This window comes from Rickettsia endosymbiont of Urophora cardui (assembly GCF_964030725.1).
In the GTDB taxonomy this organism is placed as follows: domain Bacteria; phylum Pseudomonadota; class Alphaproteobacteria; order Rickettsiales; family Rickettsiaceae; genus Rickettsia.
Genome location: NZ_CAXIPY010000005.1, coordinates 14,472 through 29,540, shown reverse-complemented (window position 1 = coordinate 29,540; position 15,069 = coordinate 14,472). Strand labels below are relative to the sequence as shown.

The window sequence follows — 15,069 nt, the reverse complement described above, 5'->3', positions numbered from 1 at the left end:
ACCTTGATTCTGTACATAATTACGTCAGGAGTTTCGCACTTAGCAAAGTTGCGAATCAGTTAAAAGCCATCTGATATTGTTTTGAATTGATGTTTTTATAACTTCCCAAGTTTGTTGATATAAAGTAATGTTTTCATTTATCCTCCTTTTATTCATATCAAGCCAGGCAAATACTGCAAGGCAAATATGATTTCTTTGAGCTCGGCCCGTGCGTGCCTGACAGCGTTCAATACCACAAGTTTGTTTTAATTCTCGATGATAAACCTCTATAGACCAACGTGCCTTAACAATTTTCTCTATTTGCTCACGTGTGGGATTTTCCAAGTTCGTTGTTATGTAATCAATGCGACCATTCTTTGCCACAAACTTAAATACCGTAACCCAACCGTATCCACGTAGGTGAATTTTTAGCCCCTCATCGGGTATCTCTAAACTTTCCAAGCTAACATTATGATTAACTTTTCTATTTTTCCTTAGGGTGGTAACCCATAGCCAGCCTAAATTACGTATATGTTTTAAATTCTCCAACCCGCTATACCAAGCATCCATGACTATGGCATCAGGATTGAGACCTCTTTCTTTAGCTAAAGTAAGCATATCACAAAAATGCTCATTCTTTGTTTTACCATCAGTGTCTTTATCATATATTCTATAATCTACGGGAGTAGATTGAGCAATTTTAGTATTGTAATGTAGTAAGTTTACCATTCCTATACCAGGTATAACATCATGTACAGCTCCAGAATATTGATAACGTACAAGCTCAATCTTCTGACTGTATTGCTTTGATAATAAGGTGTCATCCCCCACTAATAAACACGGTGCTTCCCAATCTATATATTTTGACACTTCCTTATAGATTTCGCTAGGACGAAAATCCTTACTCTTTAACCATCGACTTGCACTATCGTGAGATAGATCTACTGGACTCACTTCAGATAATGCCTTGCTAGTATATCTGACACTACTTGCTTGTAAAAATGATTTATATAAGTCCTTGCTACATTTTGTTCTTGTCATTTTTATCTAAAACTATTTTTCTCTAGATTAACATACTTTTTGCTAAGTGCGAAACTCCTGTACGTAATTTCTGCTCATCACCATGTTTACCTACTGTGCTCATAAAATATCCTTTACTCCAAAACTCACTTCCCCATAATTTTTCTTTAAGCTTTGGATATTTCTCAAACATTTTCTTAGAAGTAATACTTTTTATGATTTGAGTTATTTTTGTTGGGCTATACATTGGTATTGACTGTAATAAAAAATGTACGTGATCTTTATCTACTCCTATTTCTAAAAATCTAATTTCATAACGATCTTCTATGTGCTCACAAATTTTACACAAATAATCATCTAGTTCTTGATTGAATATTACTCTTCTATACTTTGCCGGCGTTACTAAATGATATATTAGTACTGTGACATTATGACTCTTATGTATATAACTGCTTTCTTCCATTCAAGTAGTATATCACGAAGCAGAGCTTCGGGGAATTAAACCCTGAGAGATTAAAAAAAGTGGCGAGTGTATCAATCTATAATTTGTATTATATATCAACTGAAGTTTTGACAAAAATTCTAATTTTTCTGACTAAAGTAAAAATTTATGATGAACGAACATTAGAATTACCCATGACGAATATTAAAATTACCCATTTTTGAGTAAAAAATATTGTCTAAAGTGTTACATTATTATCCTCCGATTTTATAGTTAATTTTTTGCCTTTAGCTGTAGCGATTCTATAACTTTCAGTATTGAGTTCAAGAATTGAAGAATGGTGAACCAATCTGTCAATAACTGCTGACGTAGTCATTTCATCTTTAAAAATAGTATTCCATTTTGCAAAAACTAAATTGCTAGTAATTAATACACTACGCATTTCATAACGTTCAGCTAATAAGGTAAATAAAACATCAGTTTCTTCACGATTATATGGTACATATGATATATCATCAATTATCAATATTTGGAAAGTTCTATAATTAATTAAGCCAGATATAATCAATTTTTAATCTCTCAGGGTTTAATTCCCCGAAGCTCTGCTTCGTGATATCATAAGAAACAACTAAAACTTTTTTAGATACCTCGTAGCTCTGCTGCGAGGAGCATCATTTAAATATAGATATATCATGGCTCATTTAACGATAGATGAAAGATTTAAAATATACGAAATGAATAAGAGTGGTTATAGCTCGCGATATATAGGGACAAAGATTGGCCGTGATAAAAGCACTATATGTTATGAACTCAAGAGAATGAGGCATAATTATAGACCAGATAGGGCTAACACACTTGCTTGCAGTTTAAGGCAAGGTAAGAGAAAAAGAAAATTAGATATTGATAATAATTTACGAGCAGAAATAATAAAGCAGTTAACACAGGGTATTTCACCAGATATAATTTCAGGTAGACGTAAACTATCACGAGATACTGTCAATATTTCTACAGAGAGTATATACCAGTTTATTTATAGAGTCTTTTGCAATGATTGTGTAAATTTTTGTTGAGCCTATATTAGAAGTAATTAAAAATATAGGTAACAGAAATGCAAATAGAGAAGAATAAAAAAATAAATGAAGCAATAGATTTGCTGATAGAAGGCGGAGTAGATTTAAAAACAGTACTAAGTCAGAATGGATTAATTAAGGAATTAACCAAGGGTATTTTAGAGCGAGCACTGCATGCTGAGATGTCAGAACATTTAGGTTATAGCAAGTATGATATAGCTAACACGGAAATGTTTCTACCACAGATTAGGAAAAACTTAGGCATTGATCAATAATTTTACGTAAACAGTTTTTAAAGTTAGTCCAGCAATGTTTAATAGGATTTAGATCTGGTGAATATGTGAGTAAATACAAAAACTATGGTAAAAACCTTTCCGCGTTAGCTATAGAGCTGAAACTGAGAATGCGAGGAATGGTAGTTTTAGTAAGAATCTGATTAGTGAGAATGGTACTATAGAGATAAATGTTCCAAGAGACAGACAAGGTAAATTTGAACCTATAATAGTCTCAAAGAAACAAACAAGAATAGATGGCTTAGACCAAAAGATAATATCCTTATATGCGAAGGGTATGAGTGTGTCTGATATTAAAACACAATTGCAAGAATTATATGGAGCTGAGATCAGTGAGAGCCTAATCAGCAGGATTACAGATGAAGTAATAGATGAGGTCAAGATTTGGCAGAGTAGACCTCTTGAATCAGTATACCCTATAGTATATTTTGACTGTTTAGTAGTGAAAGTAAGACAAGATAAACTTATTATTAATAAATCAGTATATGTAGCTTTAGGAATAGATTTATCTGGCAGAAAGGATATTTTAGGCTTATGGATAAGTGAGAATGAAGGAGCTAAATTTTGGCTTGGTAATTTTACTGAAATGAAGAATCGAGGAGTAAAAGATATCTTAATTGCTTGTAGTGATAATCTAACTGGTATGTCTGATGCTATTGCATCAGTATATCCGAAAACTGAACATCAAATTTGTATTGTCCATCAGATCAGGAATAGCCTCAAATATGTATCATATAAAGATAGAAAGCAATTAGCAGCGGATTTGAAACTAATCTATACTTCTGCTACTGAAAAAGAAGCAGAATTAGCTCTTGAGTCATTTGATCAAAAATGGAGTAAGCAATATCCGCATATAGCTAAATCTTGGTATAATAATTGGGATAATTTGATAATTTTCTTGCAATATCCAAAGGAGATTCGTAAGATTATTTACACTACAAATGCGATAGAATCGCTGAATAGCCAATTGAGAAAAGTTACTAAGAATAAACGCATCTTTCCAAATGATGACGCAGTATTTAGTCTATCCGCCAAAAACACTTCAAATCCTGATCATTTGTAATGGGATAGAGTTTTGACAACAAATTGCTAAGATTTTCAATAAAAATTAATAAGTTATGTTAATTTTTACTGATACATTTCTGTGTTGGTCTAATTTTGATATGGAGCTATTGTTAACGATTTTTTATCGTTCATCTAGTTTTTGCATGATGATATTTTTGATTTATGTGGAGTTAGACACGATTTGTAAATGATTTGCAATGCATCGTAAATTCAAACCAATAGCAGAGATTATTGGATTGATAATATCTCCTATCATACCTTTCAAGAAGTTTCTACCCATCCGACCATATTGCTTTAAGTGACCTATTATTGGTTCTATGGCACTGCGTCTCTTGATCATAGACTTGTCCTCTTGTAACAACTTCTTCCGCGTTTTTGGGGTATATACCTTACTCTTCTCCTTTACATTGCTACCACTATACCCAAGATCAACAAATGATTTCTTTATCTTGATTCCAGTGACACTCTCTACTGCTTCAAAGCTCTGATGCAATGTATGACCATCATAAGGATTATTATGAAACGATTTTGCGGATAAAACAAAATTTCTACGACCACTTACTACTACCGCTACTTTATTGCCAAACTCATATGGCTTGTTGCGTTTTCCCTTTCCTATACACTCTACTTCAGGGGCATGAAAACTATATAATACTTTGTTATCTTCTTTATATTGCTTTTTAGCTTCTCTTTTTAAAACAGATTGGTTATGTATTTGTTTTATTTTTTGCAATACTTCTTGATTTTTGAGAGACAAGTTTAATTGCTTATTTTTGATCTCACGCTCACATACTCTAATCAAACGACCCAGTAATATTTTTAAATGCTTCATTATTTTCCAACGCTTCTTGGCTTTACTATGTTCTTTATATTTCCATAGCTTTACTATATCGCGTTTATAGGTTCTAGCGTATGTTTCATTCAAATGTATACCCAAACTGTTGCAAAGCTTTACTATGCTAAGCCTAGCTTTATCCATTAAATAAACATCGTGTGGGTGTTTGATATTCTTAATTTGTACAGTCGTATCAGCGATGATTAATTCCAAATCTTTTTTTTTAATTGTGTTAGTTTTTATCCCAACCCTGATCAACTCCGATAATATCTCATTATATCCAGCTTCACCTAATACACTACGAAACCGTCGTATACTAGTTTCCGAGATAGCTATGTCTTTTTCTATATATTCCCACCCGCAGAAATACTGCCAATACATATTCTCTTTTAGCTCTTCCTCTGATAATGAATCTGAAAAATTATACATTGCTTGTAGCATCGTTATGCCAAGCATCACTCTATGACATTTTCTATTTCTACCAAATTTCTTAATACAAACATTTTTTGATAACCACTCTTCGAGCCTAGACCAATTTATTAATTCTCTTAATTTATATAGCTTATTATTTGGGTTTAATTCTTCTTTTAATTTATAACCAAACAGTTTCCCTTGTTCTTGCGATTTGATAATGTTGTCTATTGGCATTGACTGAAATCCATAAGGTTTATGACCATATTTTATCATTTTCTTACGGATTGTTGTATTACTTCTTGTCTTAAAACCATATTATCTATAAGGCTTGTAGAGTTTTGGCGGACGGACTATTTAAAGTTTTATATCTGACAATTGATTATATTACCAAAAAATGGTCTATGCCTATCCCCAATTGGAATGAAGCTATGGCTCATTTTATGATCAAATTTGATGGTAGAATTTAATGGTTCACGAAATTTACACAATTGATGAGACAGAGCCTATTTATACATCTCCTATAGCACAAAGGCAAAAATTATATTTATCTTTAGCAAGAAAAAGGAAAAATAGGTTGCATCATGGTACAAGAATCAGAAACAAAAGAATTACAATACCAAATCGAGTTTCCATTACTGAAAGACCAGAGATAAATAGAAAGATAGCAGCAATAGGTCATTTAGAAGGTGATTTAACTTTTAACAAAGGTAATCAAAGTCGTAATATAGGCGCTCTTGTGGATATCAGAACACAAAAAGTGTTTCTCACTTTAAACCGTTCAAAAAGAACACAAGATGTGATTGGTAACATGAATAAAAAACTTAAACAATTGTCGCATATAATCAAAAGCATAACGTTAGATAATGGCAAAGAATTGACCAATCATGAACAACTATTGCCAAAATCTGAACGAAAAGTATATTTTTGCAATCCTTATTCTCCATGGCAAAAACCATTGATAGAGAAGATTAACTCAATGGTGCACAGAGTATACTCTAAATCTTTAGATATAAAAAAATTAACAATAAAGCAATTACAAGAAATTGAGGATTTTTTAAATAATTTACCAAGAAAAGTGCTCGGTTATAAAACACCCAATGAGGTATGGGAAGAAAATATAAATCTGGCTTAATTAATACTGGAATTTACCCAATATTTTTTACTCAAAAATGGGTAATTTTAATATTCGTCATGGGTAATTCTAATGTTCGTTCATCAAGCTTGTTTCAAGACATCAGTTACAAGAGATGCATCCATAGAATTTGACAGTTTATAGCTCAATATGGCCTTGCTATGCCAATCTATAATAGCTGCCATATACATAAAGCCACCATTAGTTCTAATGTAAGTAATGTCACCACTCCAAACCTCATTCACATTAGGCACATACACTTGCTTTGTTGAGCCAGATTTAGTCCAATATTGATCAAGTAAGTAGCTATAGATCTTATGCTCACTATCGTTTCGAGAAGTAGATTTTTTCTTATGTGGGTAAATAGCTTCTATACCCATCATCCTCATATATTTCAGTACTCGATCTTTACCGACAATAAAACCATCTTCTAGTAACTGTTGATGAATATAGCGATAACCAAATTCAGGATTATCTGTATATATTTCATCTATTCTATTTAAAATACTTAATTTATTTATACTCATCTCCTTGGATTTATAGTAGGCTGTAGATCGACTAATCTTTAATAGTTCACACTGTCTTGATTTTGAGAGTTGATTTAGCTTGGAGTGTACAAGACTCTTTTTATTTGATAAATCCAAGCTTTTGAGCTTTCCCACGGCCAGTCCCTCTCAACTGTGATTCTACCAAGAGCTTTAGCAAGTGCATCATTTTGCTCTTGTAAATGATTTATTTGTTCTTGATATTCACTCAAAACTTTAGCTGGTTCAAAAGCTAATGCCGCATTACCTAAAAACTGTTTTTTCCAATTTTGAATTGTTTTAACGCTAATTTAGGATAAGGGATAGATAGAAAGCTTATAGATAAAGGGTTTAAAGGAGACAGGAGTTTCGCACTTAGCAAATAATATGCTAATCTAGAGAAAAATAGTTTTAGATAAAAATGACAAGATCAAAATGTAGCAAAGATTTATATAAATCATTCTTACAAGCAAGTAGTGTAAGATATACTAGCAAAGCATTATCTGAAGTAAGTCCATTAGATCTATCGCACGATAGTGCAAGTCGATGGTTAAAGAGTAAGGATTTTCGCCCTAGCGAAATCTATAGCAAAGTGTCAAAATATATTGATCTGGAAGATCCTTGTTTATTAGTGGGAGATGACACCTTATTGTCAAAGCAATACAGTAAGAGGATCGAGCTTGTAAATTATCAATATTCTGGGGCTGTACATGATGTTATACCTGGTATAGGAATGGTAAACTTACTGCATTACAATACTCAAATTGATCAATCTACTCCTGTAGATTATAGAATATATGATAAAGAAACTGATGGTAAAACAAAGAACGAGCATTTTTGTGATATGCTTACTTTAGCTAAAGAAAGAGGTATCAAGCCTGATGCTATAGTTATGGATGCTTGGTATAGTGGTTTGGATAATTTAAAACATATACGTAATTTAGGTTGGATATGGGTTACCAACCTAAGAAAAAATAGAAAAGTTAATCGTAATGTTAGCTTGGAAACTTTAGAGATTCCCGATGAAGGGCTAAAAATTCACCTACGTGGATACGGTTGGGTTACGGTATTTAAGTTTGTGGCAAAAAATGGTCGCATTGATTACATAACAACTAATTTAGAGAATCCTACACGTGAGCAAATAGAGAAAATTGTTAAGGCGCGTTGGTCTATAGAAGTTTATCATCGAGAATTGAAACAAACTTGTGGTATTGAATGCTGTCAGGCACGCACGGGTCGAGCTCAAAGAAATCATATTTGCCTTGCTGTATTGGCCTGGCTTGATATGAACAAAAGGAGGATAAATGAAAACATTACTTTATATCAACAAACTTGGGAAGTTATAAAAACATCAATTCAGAACAACATTAAATGGCTTCTAACTAATACACAATTTTGCTAAGTGCGAAACTCCTGGGAGATTAATGTCCCCCTACGGGGATAAAAAATCCCTCGCCTTCAGGCGAAGGGAAGATATAATGAAGTTGCTTTAGCAACGAATTTATAAAAAGATATGAGAAGTTATAGAAAAAATAGTCATAGCCAGTATGATTTAAAAGTACATATTATATGGATACCAAAGTATAGAAAAAGAGCATTGGTAGGAAAAGTAGCTGAGAGAGTCAGGGATTTATTAAGGCAAATTTGCATGGAACATGAAGCATATATAATTTCAGGTAAAGTATCTTGTGATCATGTTCATATATTTATTTCATACCGTCCTCAAGTGGCTTTAAGTAAGCTTGTACAATATCTAAAAGGGAGTAGCTCAAGAATATTATTGCAAGAATTTGCTCATTTAAGGAAACAATTTTGGGGTAATCATTTTTGGGCTAGAGGATATATGGCAGTGAGTTCAGGTAATATTACTGACGAAATGATACAGCAGTATATTGATGAACAAGAAGGTGAGCCAGTAAATGATGATCGATTTCTAATCGATTCCACTTTATAACCCCTCAGCTTATAGCTGAGGGTTGTTTAGTGTTGAGTTATGATAGATTTTTTTAATAAAAGATCAGTAACTCAACATGAAAAGATGTATCATAACTGTATATTATTTAGTAGATAATTTTTGTAAAATATATGAAGAATGGATAGAACACCGTCTATTATCAACAAATCAGCAAAGGCATAGAATAGGAAAATTAAGTCTTGCAGAATTGATGACAATAGTCATATATTTTTATCTATCGCCTTGCAAGGACTTTAAAAACTATTATTTATACTACTTACCGCATAAATATAAGGGTTACTTTAATTTACCATGTTATAGTAGAATAGTACAATTATGGCCAAGGTTAATATTGCCATTGTCAATAATGTTGCAATTACTACGAGGTGAAGATACAGGAATATATTTTATTGATTCAACAAAACTATCTATTTGTCATGCTAAGCGCACTTCTAGTAATAGAGTTTTTGGTAAAATTGCCAAAGTTGGGATGAGTAGTTAGTCTATCCGCCAAAAACACTTCAAATCCTGATCATTTGTAATGGGATAGAGTTTTGACAACAAATTGCTAAGATTTTCAATAAAAATTAATAAGTTATGTTAATTTTTACTGATACATTTCTGTGTTGGTCTAATTTTGATATGGAGCTATTGTTAACGATTTTTTATCGTTCATCTAGTTTTTGCATGATGATATTTTTGATTTATGTGGAGTTAGACACGATTTGTAAATGATTTGCAATGCATCGTAAATTCAAACCAATAGCAGAGATTATTGGATTGATAATATCTCCTATCATACCTTTCAAGAAGTTTCTACCCATCCGACCATATTGCTTTAAGTGACCTATTATTGGTTCTATGGCACTGCGTCTCTTGATCATAGACTTGTCCTCTTGTAACAACTTCTTCCGCGTTTTTGGGGTATATACCTTATTCTTCTCCTTTACATTGCTACCACTATACCCAAGATCAACAAATGATTTCTTTATCTTGATTCCAGTGACACTCTCTACTGCTTCAAAGCTCTGATGCAATGTATGACCATCATAAGGATTATTATGAAACGATTTTGCGGATAAAACAAAATTTCTACGACCACTTACTACTACCGCTACTTTATTGCCAAACTCATATGGCTTGTTGCGTTTTCCCTTTCCTATACACTCTACTTCAGGGGCATGAAAACTATATAATACTTTGTTATCTTCTTTATATTGCTTTTTAGCTTCTCTTTTTAAAACAGATTGGTTATGTATTTGTTTTATTTTTTGCAATACTTCTTGATTTTTGAGAGACAAGTTTAATTGCTTATTTTTGATCTCACGCTCACATACTCTAATCAAACGACCCAGTAATATTTTTAAATGCTTCATTATTTTCCAACGCTTCTTGGCTTTACTATGTTCTTTATATTTCCATAGCTTTACTATATCGCGTTTATAGGTTCTAGCGTATGTTTCATTCAAATGTATACCCAAACTGTTGCAAAGCTTTACTATGCTAAGCCTAGCTTTATCCATTAAATAAACATCGTGTGGGTGTTTGATATTCTTAATTTGTACAGTCGTATCAGCGATGATTAATTCCAAATCTTTTTTTTTAATTGTGTTAGTTTTTATCCCAACCCTGATCAACTCCGATAATATCTCATTATATCCAGCTTCACCTAATACACTACGAAACCGTCGTATACTAGTTTCCGAGATAGCTATGTCTTTTTCTATATATTCCCACCCGCAGAAATACTGCCAATACATATTCTCTTTTAGCTCTTCCTCTGATAATGAATCTGAAAAATTATACATTGCTTGTAGCATCGTTATGCCAAGCATCACTCTATGACATTTTCTATTTCTACCAAATTTCTTAATACAAACATTTTTTGATAACCACTCTTCGAGCCTAGACCAATTTATTAATTCTCTTAATTTATATAGCTTATTATTTGGGTTTAATTCTTCTTTTAATTTATAACCAAACAGTTTCCCTTGTTCTTGCGATTTGATAATGTTGTCTATTGGCATTGACTGAAATCCATAAGGTTTATGACCATATTTTATCATTTTCTTACGGATTGTTGTATTACTTCTTGTCTTAAAACCATATTATCTATAAGGCTTGTAGAGTTTTGGCGGACGGACTGGCTTTGTTGCATAAATAAGCTTTTGAATATACTGCCCCTAACCCCGCAATGCTAGCCTAGCCAACAGGCACAGAGATAGGTTTACCAATTTCAAACATTTTGTTTAATAAGTGGCATTTAATAGACATTTCTTTTGTCATATTTTGATCATGTCTTGATAGAAACTTACTACCAAAAGAAGTTTTAAATCGAAAGAACGTGTTCTCTACACGCTCCCTTCTACCATAATTATTCTTTACCCTCCATGCTTGGTATCCTTTGTTTTGTTGATATATAACAGCTGCATCTCTCTCAGTTTTATCCCTAAGCGATTGAACTTTTACTGAAGAGTTTGGGGGTCTAATAACTGGTTTTATCTTCTTCTTTCTCAACAATTGATATGTAGATTCACCGTCATACCCTCGATCTCCCAGAAAATCCTTGGCTCTGACATTAGCTATTAGTAGTCCAATCTGTGATCTATCATCTATAGTATGCTCTGTGGTACTATCGGCAAGTATCATACCTTGATCTTCTATAACGATATGTAGCTTTTTCCATATGCGACGCTTATATTGCTTACCATGCTTATTTTCTAGCCATTCGTTCCCTGTGTAGGCTTGTATCCCTGTACTATCCATTGAAATACAACTAAATTCTTTATCTTGATTTCCATGTAAATACCTAAGATCTAATGACTTCATACGCTTACTTAATGTTGTATAGTCTGGACATCTAATAGATAAACCCGATATTTCAAAGAGCCAGTTTATAAAGCCTTGGGTTTGGCGTAACTTAAGACCGAATAAGCATCTGATCTTCAAACACTGTAATATAGCGTGATCACTATAGCGTCTAGGTCTTCCTCGTTTCATTTCCTCTCTGTAATCAGCATACCAGCCAATCGCCAAATCACTGGCAATCATAAAATCTATGCGACCCCTATTGCGTAAAAAATTATTATATTCTGACCAATTCGTTATTTTATATTTAGAATACTTGCGTGATTTACTAAAAGGGGCTTTCTTCCGAGATCTCATATAATCTGGATTATTTTTAATTCAGGACATCTTACCAGATTATCACCACTCTTGCTCTACAAATCTTATTTATGCAACAAAGCCGGTCGCATTGATTACATAACAACGAACTTGGAAAATCCCACACGTGAGCAAATAGAGAAAATTGTTAAGGCACGTTGGTCTATAGAGGTTTATCATCGAGAATTAAAACAAACTTGTGGTATTGAACGCTGTCAGGCACGCACGGGCCGAGCTCAGGTAAATTCCAGTATTAATTAAGCCAGATTTATATTTTCTTCCCATACCTCATTGGGTGTTTTATAACCGAGCACTTTTCTTGGTAAATTATTTAAAAAATCCTCAATTTCTTGTAATTGCTTTATTGTTAATTTTTTTATATCTAAAGATTTAGAGTATACTCTGTGCACCATTGAGTTAATCTTCTCTATCAATGGTTTTTGCCATGGAGAATAAGGATTGCAAAAATATACTTTTCGTTCAGATTTTGGCAATAGTTGTTCATGATTGGTAAATTCTTTGCCATTATCTAACGTTATGCTTTTGATTATATGCGACAATTGTTTAAGTTTTTTATTCATGTTACCAATCACATCTTGTGTTCTTTTTGAACGGTTTAAAGTGAGAAACACTTTTTGTGTTCTGATATCCACAAGAGCGCCTATATTACGACTTTGATTACCTTTGTTAAAAGTTAAATCACCTTCTAAATGACCTATTGCTGCTATCTTTCTATTTATCTCTGGTCTTTCAGTAATGGAAACTCGATTTGGTATTGTAATTCTTTTGTTTCTGATTCTTGTACCATGATGCAACCTATTTTTCCTTTTTCTTGCTAAAGATAAATATAATTTTTGCCTTTGTGCTATAGGAGATGTATAAATAAACTGGTATATACTCTCTGTAGAAATATTGACAGTATCTCGTGATAGTTTACGTCTACCTGAAATTATATCTGGTGAAATACCCTGTGTTAACTGCTTTATTATTTCTGCTCGTAAATTATTATCAATATCTAATTTTCTTTTTCTCTTACCTTGCCTTAAACTGCAAGCAAGTGTGTTAGCCCTATCTGGTCTATAATTATGCCTCATTCTCTTGAGTTCATAACATATAGTGCTTTTATCACGGCCAATCTTTGTCCCTATATATCGCGAGCTATAACCACTCTTATTCATTTCGTATATTTTAAATCTTTCATCTATCGTTAAATGAGCCATGATATATCTATATTTAATTAAAAATTGATTATATCTGGCTTAATTAATTATAGAACTTTCCTGTGAGCGTGAGATCAAAAATAAGCAATTAAACTTGTCTCTCAAAAATCAAGAAGTATTGCAAAAAATAAAACAAATACATAACCAATCTGTTTTAAAAAGAGAAGCTAAAAAGCAATATAAAGAAGATAACAAAGTATTATATAGTTTTCATGCCCCTGAAGTAGAGTGTATAGGAAAGGGAAAACGCAACAAGCCATATGAGTTTGGCAATAAAGTAGCGGTAGTAGTAAGTGGTCGTAGAAATTTTGTTTTATCCGCAAAATCGTTTCATAATAATCCTTATGATGGTCATACATTGCATCAGAGCTTTGAAGCAGTAGAGAGTGTCACTGGAATCAAGATAAAGAAATCATTTGTTGATCTTGGGTATAGTGGTAGCAATGTAAAGGAGAAGAGTAAGGTATATACCCCAAAAACGCGGAAGAAGTTGTTACAAGAGGACAAGTCTATGATCAAGAGACGCAGTGCCATAGAACCAATAATAGGTCACTTAAAGCAATATGGTCGGATGGGTAGAAACTTCTTGAAAGGTATGATAGGAGATATTATCAATCCAATAATCTCTGCTATTGGTTTGAATTTACGATGCATTGCAAATCATTTACAAATCGTGTCTAACTCCACATAAATCAAAAATATCATCATGCAAAAACTAGATGAACGATAAAAAATCGTTAACAATAGCTCCATATCAAAATTAGACCAACACAGAAATGTATCAGTAAAAATTAACATAACTTATTAATTTTTATTGAAAATCTTAGCAATTTGTTGTCAAAACTCTATCCCATTACAAATGATCAGGATTTGAAGTGTTTTTGGCGGATAGACTAACTAGTCCGTCCGGCTTTGTTGCATAAATAAGATTTGTAGAGCAAGAGTGGTGATAATCTGGTAAGATGTCCTGAATTAAAAATAATCCAGATTATATGAGATCTCGGAAGAAAGCCCCTTTTAGTAAATCACGCAAGTATTCTAAATATAAAATAACGAATTGGTCAGAATATAATAATTTTTTACGCAATAGGGGTCGCATAGATTTTATGATTGCCAGTGATTTGGCGATTGGCTGGTATGCTGATTACAGAGAGGAAATGAAACGAGGAAGACCTAGACGCTATAGTGATCACGCTATATTACAGTGTTTGAAGATCAGATGCTTATTCGGTCTTAAGTTACGCCAAACCCAAGGCTTTATAAACTGGCTCTTTGAAATATCGGGTTTATCTATTAGATGTCCAGACTATACAACATTAAGTAAGCGTATGAAGTCATTAGATCTTAGGTATTTACATGGAAATCAAGATAAAGAATTTAGTTGTATTTCAATGGATAGTACAGGGATACAAGCCTACACAGGGAACGAATGGCTAGAAAATAAGCATGGTAAGCAATATAAGCGTCGCATATGGAAAAAGCTACATATCGTTATAGAAGATCAAGGTATGATACTTGCCGATAGTACCACAGAGCATACTATAGATGATAGATCACAGATTGGACTACTAATAGCTAATGTCAGAGCCAAGGATTTTCTGGGAGATCGAGGGTATGACGGTGAATCTACATATCAATTGTTGAGAAAGAAGAAGATAAAACCAGTTATTAGACCCCCAAACTCTTCAGTAAAAGTTCAATCGCTTAGGGATAAAACTGAGAGAGATGCAGCTGTTATATATCAACAAAACAAAGGATACCAAGCATGGAGGGTAAAGAATAATTATGGTAGAAGGGAGCGTGTAGAGAACACGTTCTTTCGATTTAAAACTTCTTTTGGTAGTAAGTTTCTATCAAGACATGATCAAAATATGACAAAAGAAATGTCTATTAAATGCCACTTATTAAACAAAATGTTTGAAATTGGTAAACCTATCTCTGTGCCTGTTGGCTAGG

General features: G+C 32.9%; 13 protein-coding genes and 7 pseudogenes. 11 read left to right on the top strand and 9 right to left on the bottom strand.

Translation table 11 applies throughout. The features are described 5' to 3' along the window. Positions 1–39: 39 nt before the first annotated feature. From AAHI98_RS06595 to AAHI98_RS06585, 3 genes are all read right to left on the bottom strand, one after another. Positions 40–1,020, bottom strand: coding sequence for an IS701 family transposase (locus tag AAHI98_RS06595; RefSeq protein ID WP_342224659.1), 981 nt, complete (start codon positions 1,018–1,020; stop codon positions 40–42). Between the two features lie 22 nt (positions 1,021–1,042). Continuing rightward, positions 1,043–1,462, bottom strand: a complete 420-nt coding sequence (tnpA, locus tag AAHI98_RS06590) for an IS200/IS605 family transposase (protein ID WP_410526217.1) — start codon at positions 1,460–1,462, stop codon at positions 1,043–1,045. 217 nt (positions 1,463–1,679) lie between these two features. Beyond that, positions 1,680–2,009, bottom strand: a complete 330-nt coding sequence (locus AAHI98_RS06585; RefSeq protein ID WP_342225419.1) for an ATP-binding protein — start codon at positions 2,007–2,009, stop codon at positions 1,680–1,682. Between the two features lie 124 nt (positions 2,010–2,133). On the opposite strand from AAHI98_RS06585, the pseudogene AAHI98_RS06580 reads away from it, so the two are divergent. From AAHI98_RS06580 to AAHI98_RS06570, 3 pseudogenes are all read left to right on the top strand, one after another. Continuing rightward, positions 2,134–2,475 (top strand): annotated as a pseudogene (locus AAHI98_RS06580) (transposase); the annotation flags it as partial. Positions 2,476–2,585: 110 nt separating this feature from the next. Next, a pseudogene (locus tag AAHI98_RS18560) lies at positions 2,586–2,726 on the top strand (IS256 family transposase); the annotation flags it as partial. 172 nt (positions 2,727–2,898) lie between these two features. Beyond that, positions 2,899–3,825, top strand: a pseudogene (locus tag AAHI98_RS06570) (IS256 family transposase); the annotation flags it as partial. 204 nt (positions 3,826–4,029) lie between these two features. Here AAHI98_RS06570 and AAHI98_RS06565 read toward each other — a convergent pair. Next, entirely contained in the window at positions 4,030–5,391 is a 1,362-nt protein-coding gene (locus AAHI98_RS06565) for an IS5 family transposase (RefSeq protein WP_342224717.1), read from the bottom strand. Between the two features lie 71 nt (positions 5,392–5,462). On the opposite strand from AAHI98_RS06565, the pseudogene AAHI98_RS06560 reads away from it, so the two are divergent. After that, positions 5,463–5,585: pseudogene (locus AAHI98_RS06560) on the top strand (IS256 family transposase); the annotation flags it as partial. A gap of 38 nt (positions 5,586–5,623) precedes the next feature. Then, positions 5,624–6,250: pseudogene (locus AAHI98_RS06555) on the top strand (IS30 family transposase); the annotation flags it as partial. An 83-nt stretch (positions 6,251–6,333) separates the two neighbouring features. Here AAHI98_RS06555 and AAHI98_RS06550 read toward each other — a convergent pair. Both AAHI98_RS06550 and AAHI98_RS06545 read right to left on the bottom strand, forming a co-directional pair. Beyond that, positions 6,334–6,894 (bottom strand): DDE-type integrase/transposase/recombinase, encoded by a 561-nt coding sequence (locus AAHI98_RS06550; RefSeq protein WP_342225414.1) that lies wholly within the window; start codon positions 6,892–6,894, stop codon positions 6,334–6,336. Beyond that, positions 6,852–7,007, bottom strand: a complete 156-nt coding sequence (locus tag AAHI98_RS06545) for a hypothetical protein (RefSeq protein WP_342225413.1) — start codon at positions 7,005–7,007, stop codon at positions 6,852–6,854. Before AAHI98_RS06545 ends, AAHI98_RS06550 begins: the two co-directional genes overlap by 43 nt. Positions 7,008–7,195: 188 nt before the next feature. Here AAHI98_RS06545 and AAHI98_RS06540 point away from each other — a divergent pair, with 188 nt between their 5' ends. The 3 genes and pseudogenes from AAHI98_RS06540 to AAHI98_RS06530 all read left to right on the top strand — a co-directional run. Next, complete coding sequence (locus AAHI98_RS06540) at positions 7,196–8,176, top strand: IS701 family transposase (protein WP_342224656.1); 981 nt, start codon at positions 7,196–7,198, stop codon at positions 8,174–8,176. Positions 8,177–8,287: 111 nt separating this feature from the next. Next, positions 8,288–8,728 carry an IS200/IS605 family transposase gene (gene tnpA, locus AAHI98_RS06535; protein ID WP_342225002.1) on the top strand — a complete coding sequence of 147 codons (441 nt, stop codon included), beginning with the start codon at positions 8,288–8,290 and terminating at the stop codon, positions 8,726–8,728. A gap of 76 nt (positions 8,729–8,804) precedes the next feature. Next, positions 8,805–9,227: pseudogene (locus AAHI98_RS06530) on the top strand (transposase); the annotation flags it as partial. A gap of 205 nt (positions 9,228–9,432) precedes the next feature. On the opposite strand, the gene AAHI98_RS06525 reads toward AAHI98_RS06530, so the two are convergent. Beyond that, positions 9,433–10,794, bottom strand: coding sequence for an IS5 family transposase (locus AAHI98_RS06525; protein WP_342225412.1), 1,362 nt, complete (start codon positions 10,792–10,794; stop codon positions 9,433–9,435). 136 nt (positions 10,795–10,930) lie between these two features. Next, the gene (locus tag AAHI98_RS06520) at positions 10,931–11,893 is read right to left on the bottom strand and encodes an IS5 family transposase (RefSeq protein ID WP_342224734.1); all 963 of its coding nucleotides are present in this window, start codon (positions 11,891–11,893) and stop codon (positions 10,931–10,933) included. 78 nt (positions 11,894–11,971) lie between these two features. On the opposite strand from AAHI98_RS06520, the pseudogene AAHI98_RS06515 reads away from it, so the two are divergent. After that, positions 11,972–12,139, top strand: a pseudogene (locus tag AAHI98_RS06515) (transposase); the annotation flags it as partial. An 11-nt stretch (positions 12,140–12,150) separates the two neighbouring features. Here the strand turns inward: AAHI98_RS06515 and AAHI98_RS06510 are convergent. Continuing rightward, positions 12,151–13,113: an IS30 family transposase gene (locus AAHI98_RS06510; RefSeq protein ID WP_342224646.1), complete on the bottom strand. Its 963-nt coding sequence runs from the start codon at positions 13,111–13,113 to the stop codon at positions 12,151–12,153. Positions 13,114–13,231: 118 nt separating this feature from the next. Between AAHI98_RS06510 and AAHI98_RS06505 the strand changes: the two genes are divergently transcribed. Continuing rightward, the gene (locus tag AAHI98_RS06505; RefSeq protein WP_342225410.1) at positions 13,232–13,804 is read left to right on the top strand and encodes a transposase; all 573 of its coding nucleotides are present in this window, start codon (positions 13,232–13,234) and stop codon (positions 13,802–13,804) included. Positions 13,805–14,105: 301 nt separating this feature from the next. Then, complete coding sequence (locus AAHI98_RS06500; RefSeq protein WP_342224734.1) at positions 14,106–15,068, top strand: IS5 family transposase; 963 nt, start codon at positions 14,106–14,108, stop codon at positions 15,066–15,068. Position 15,069: the final 1 nt, after the last annotated feature.

Bases quoted from the DNA above. Each gene is read 5' to 3' on its own strand.
- AAHI98_RS06595 (WP_342224659.1), bottom strand. From the start codon at position 1,020: ATGACAAGAACAAAATGTAGCAAGGACTTATATAAATCATTTTTACAA.
- tnpA (WP_410526217.1), bottom strand. From the start codon at position 1,462: ATGGAAGAAAGCAGTTATATACATAAGAGTCATAATGTCACAGTACTA.
- AAHI98_RS06565 (WP_342224717.1), bottom strand. From the start codon at position 5,391: ATGATAAAATATGGTCATAAACCTTATGGATTTCAGTCAATGCCAATA.
- AAHI98_RS06540 (WP_342224656.1), top strand. From the start codon at position 7,196: ATGACAAGATCAAAATGTAGCAAAGATTTATATAAATCATTCTTACAA.
- tnpA (WP_342225002.1), top strand. From the start codon at position 8,288: ATGAGAAGTTATAGAAAAAATAGTCATAGCCAGTATGATTTAAAAGTA.
- AAHI98_RS06525 (WP_342225412.1), bottom strand. From the start codon at position 10,794: ATGATAAAATATGGTCATAAACCTTATGGATTTCAGTCAATGCCAATA.
- AAHI98_RS06520 (WP_342224734.1), bottom strand. From the start codon at position 11,893: ATGAGATCTCGGAAGAAAGCCCCTTTTAGTAAATCACGCAAGTATTCT.
- AAHI98_RS06510 (WP_342224646.1), bottom strand. From the start codon at position 13,113: ATGGCTCATTTAACGATAGATGAAAGATTTAAAATATACGAAATGAAT.
- AAHI98_RS06500 (WP_342224734.1), top strand. From the start codon at position 14,106: ATGAGATCTCGGAAGAAAGCCCCTTTTAGTAAATCACGCAAGTATTCT.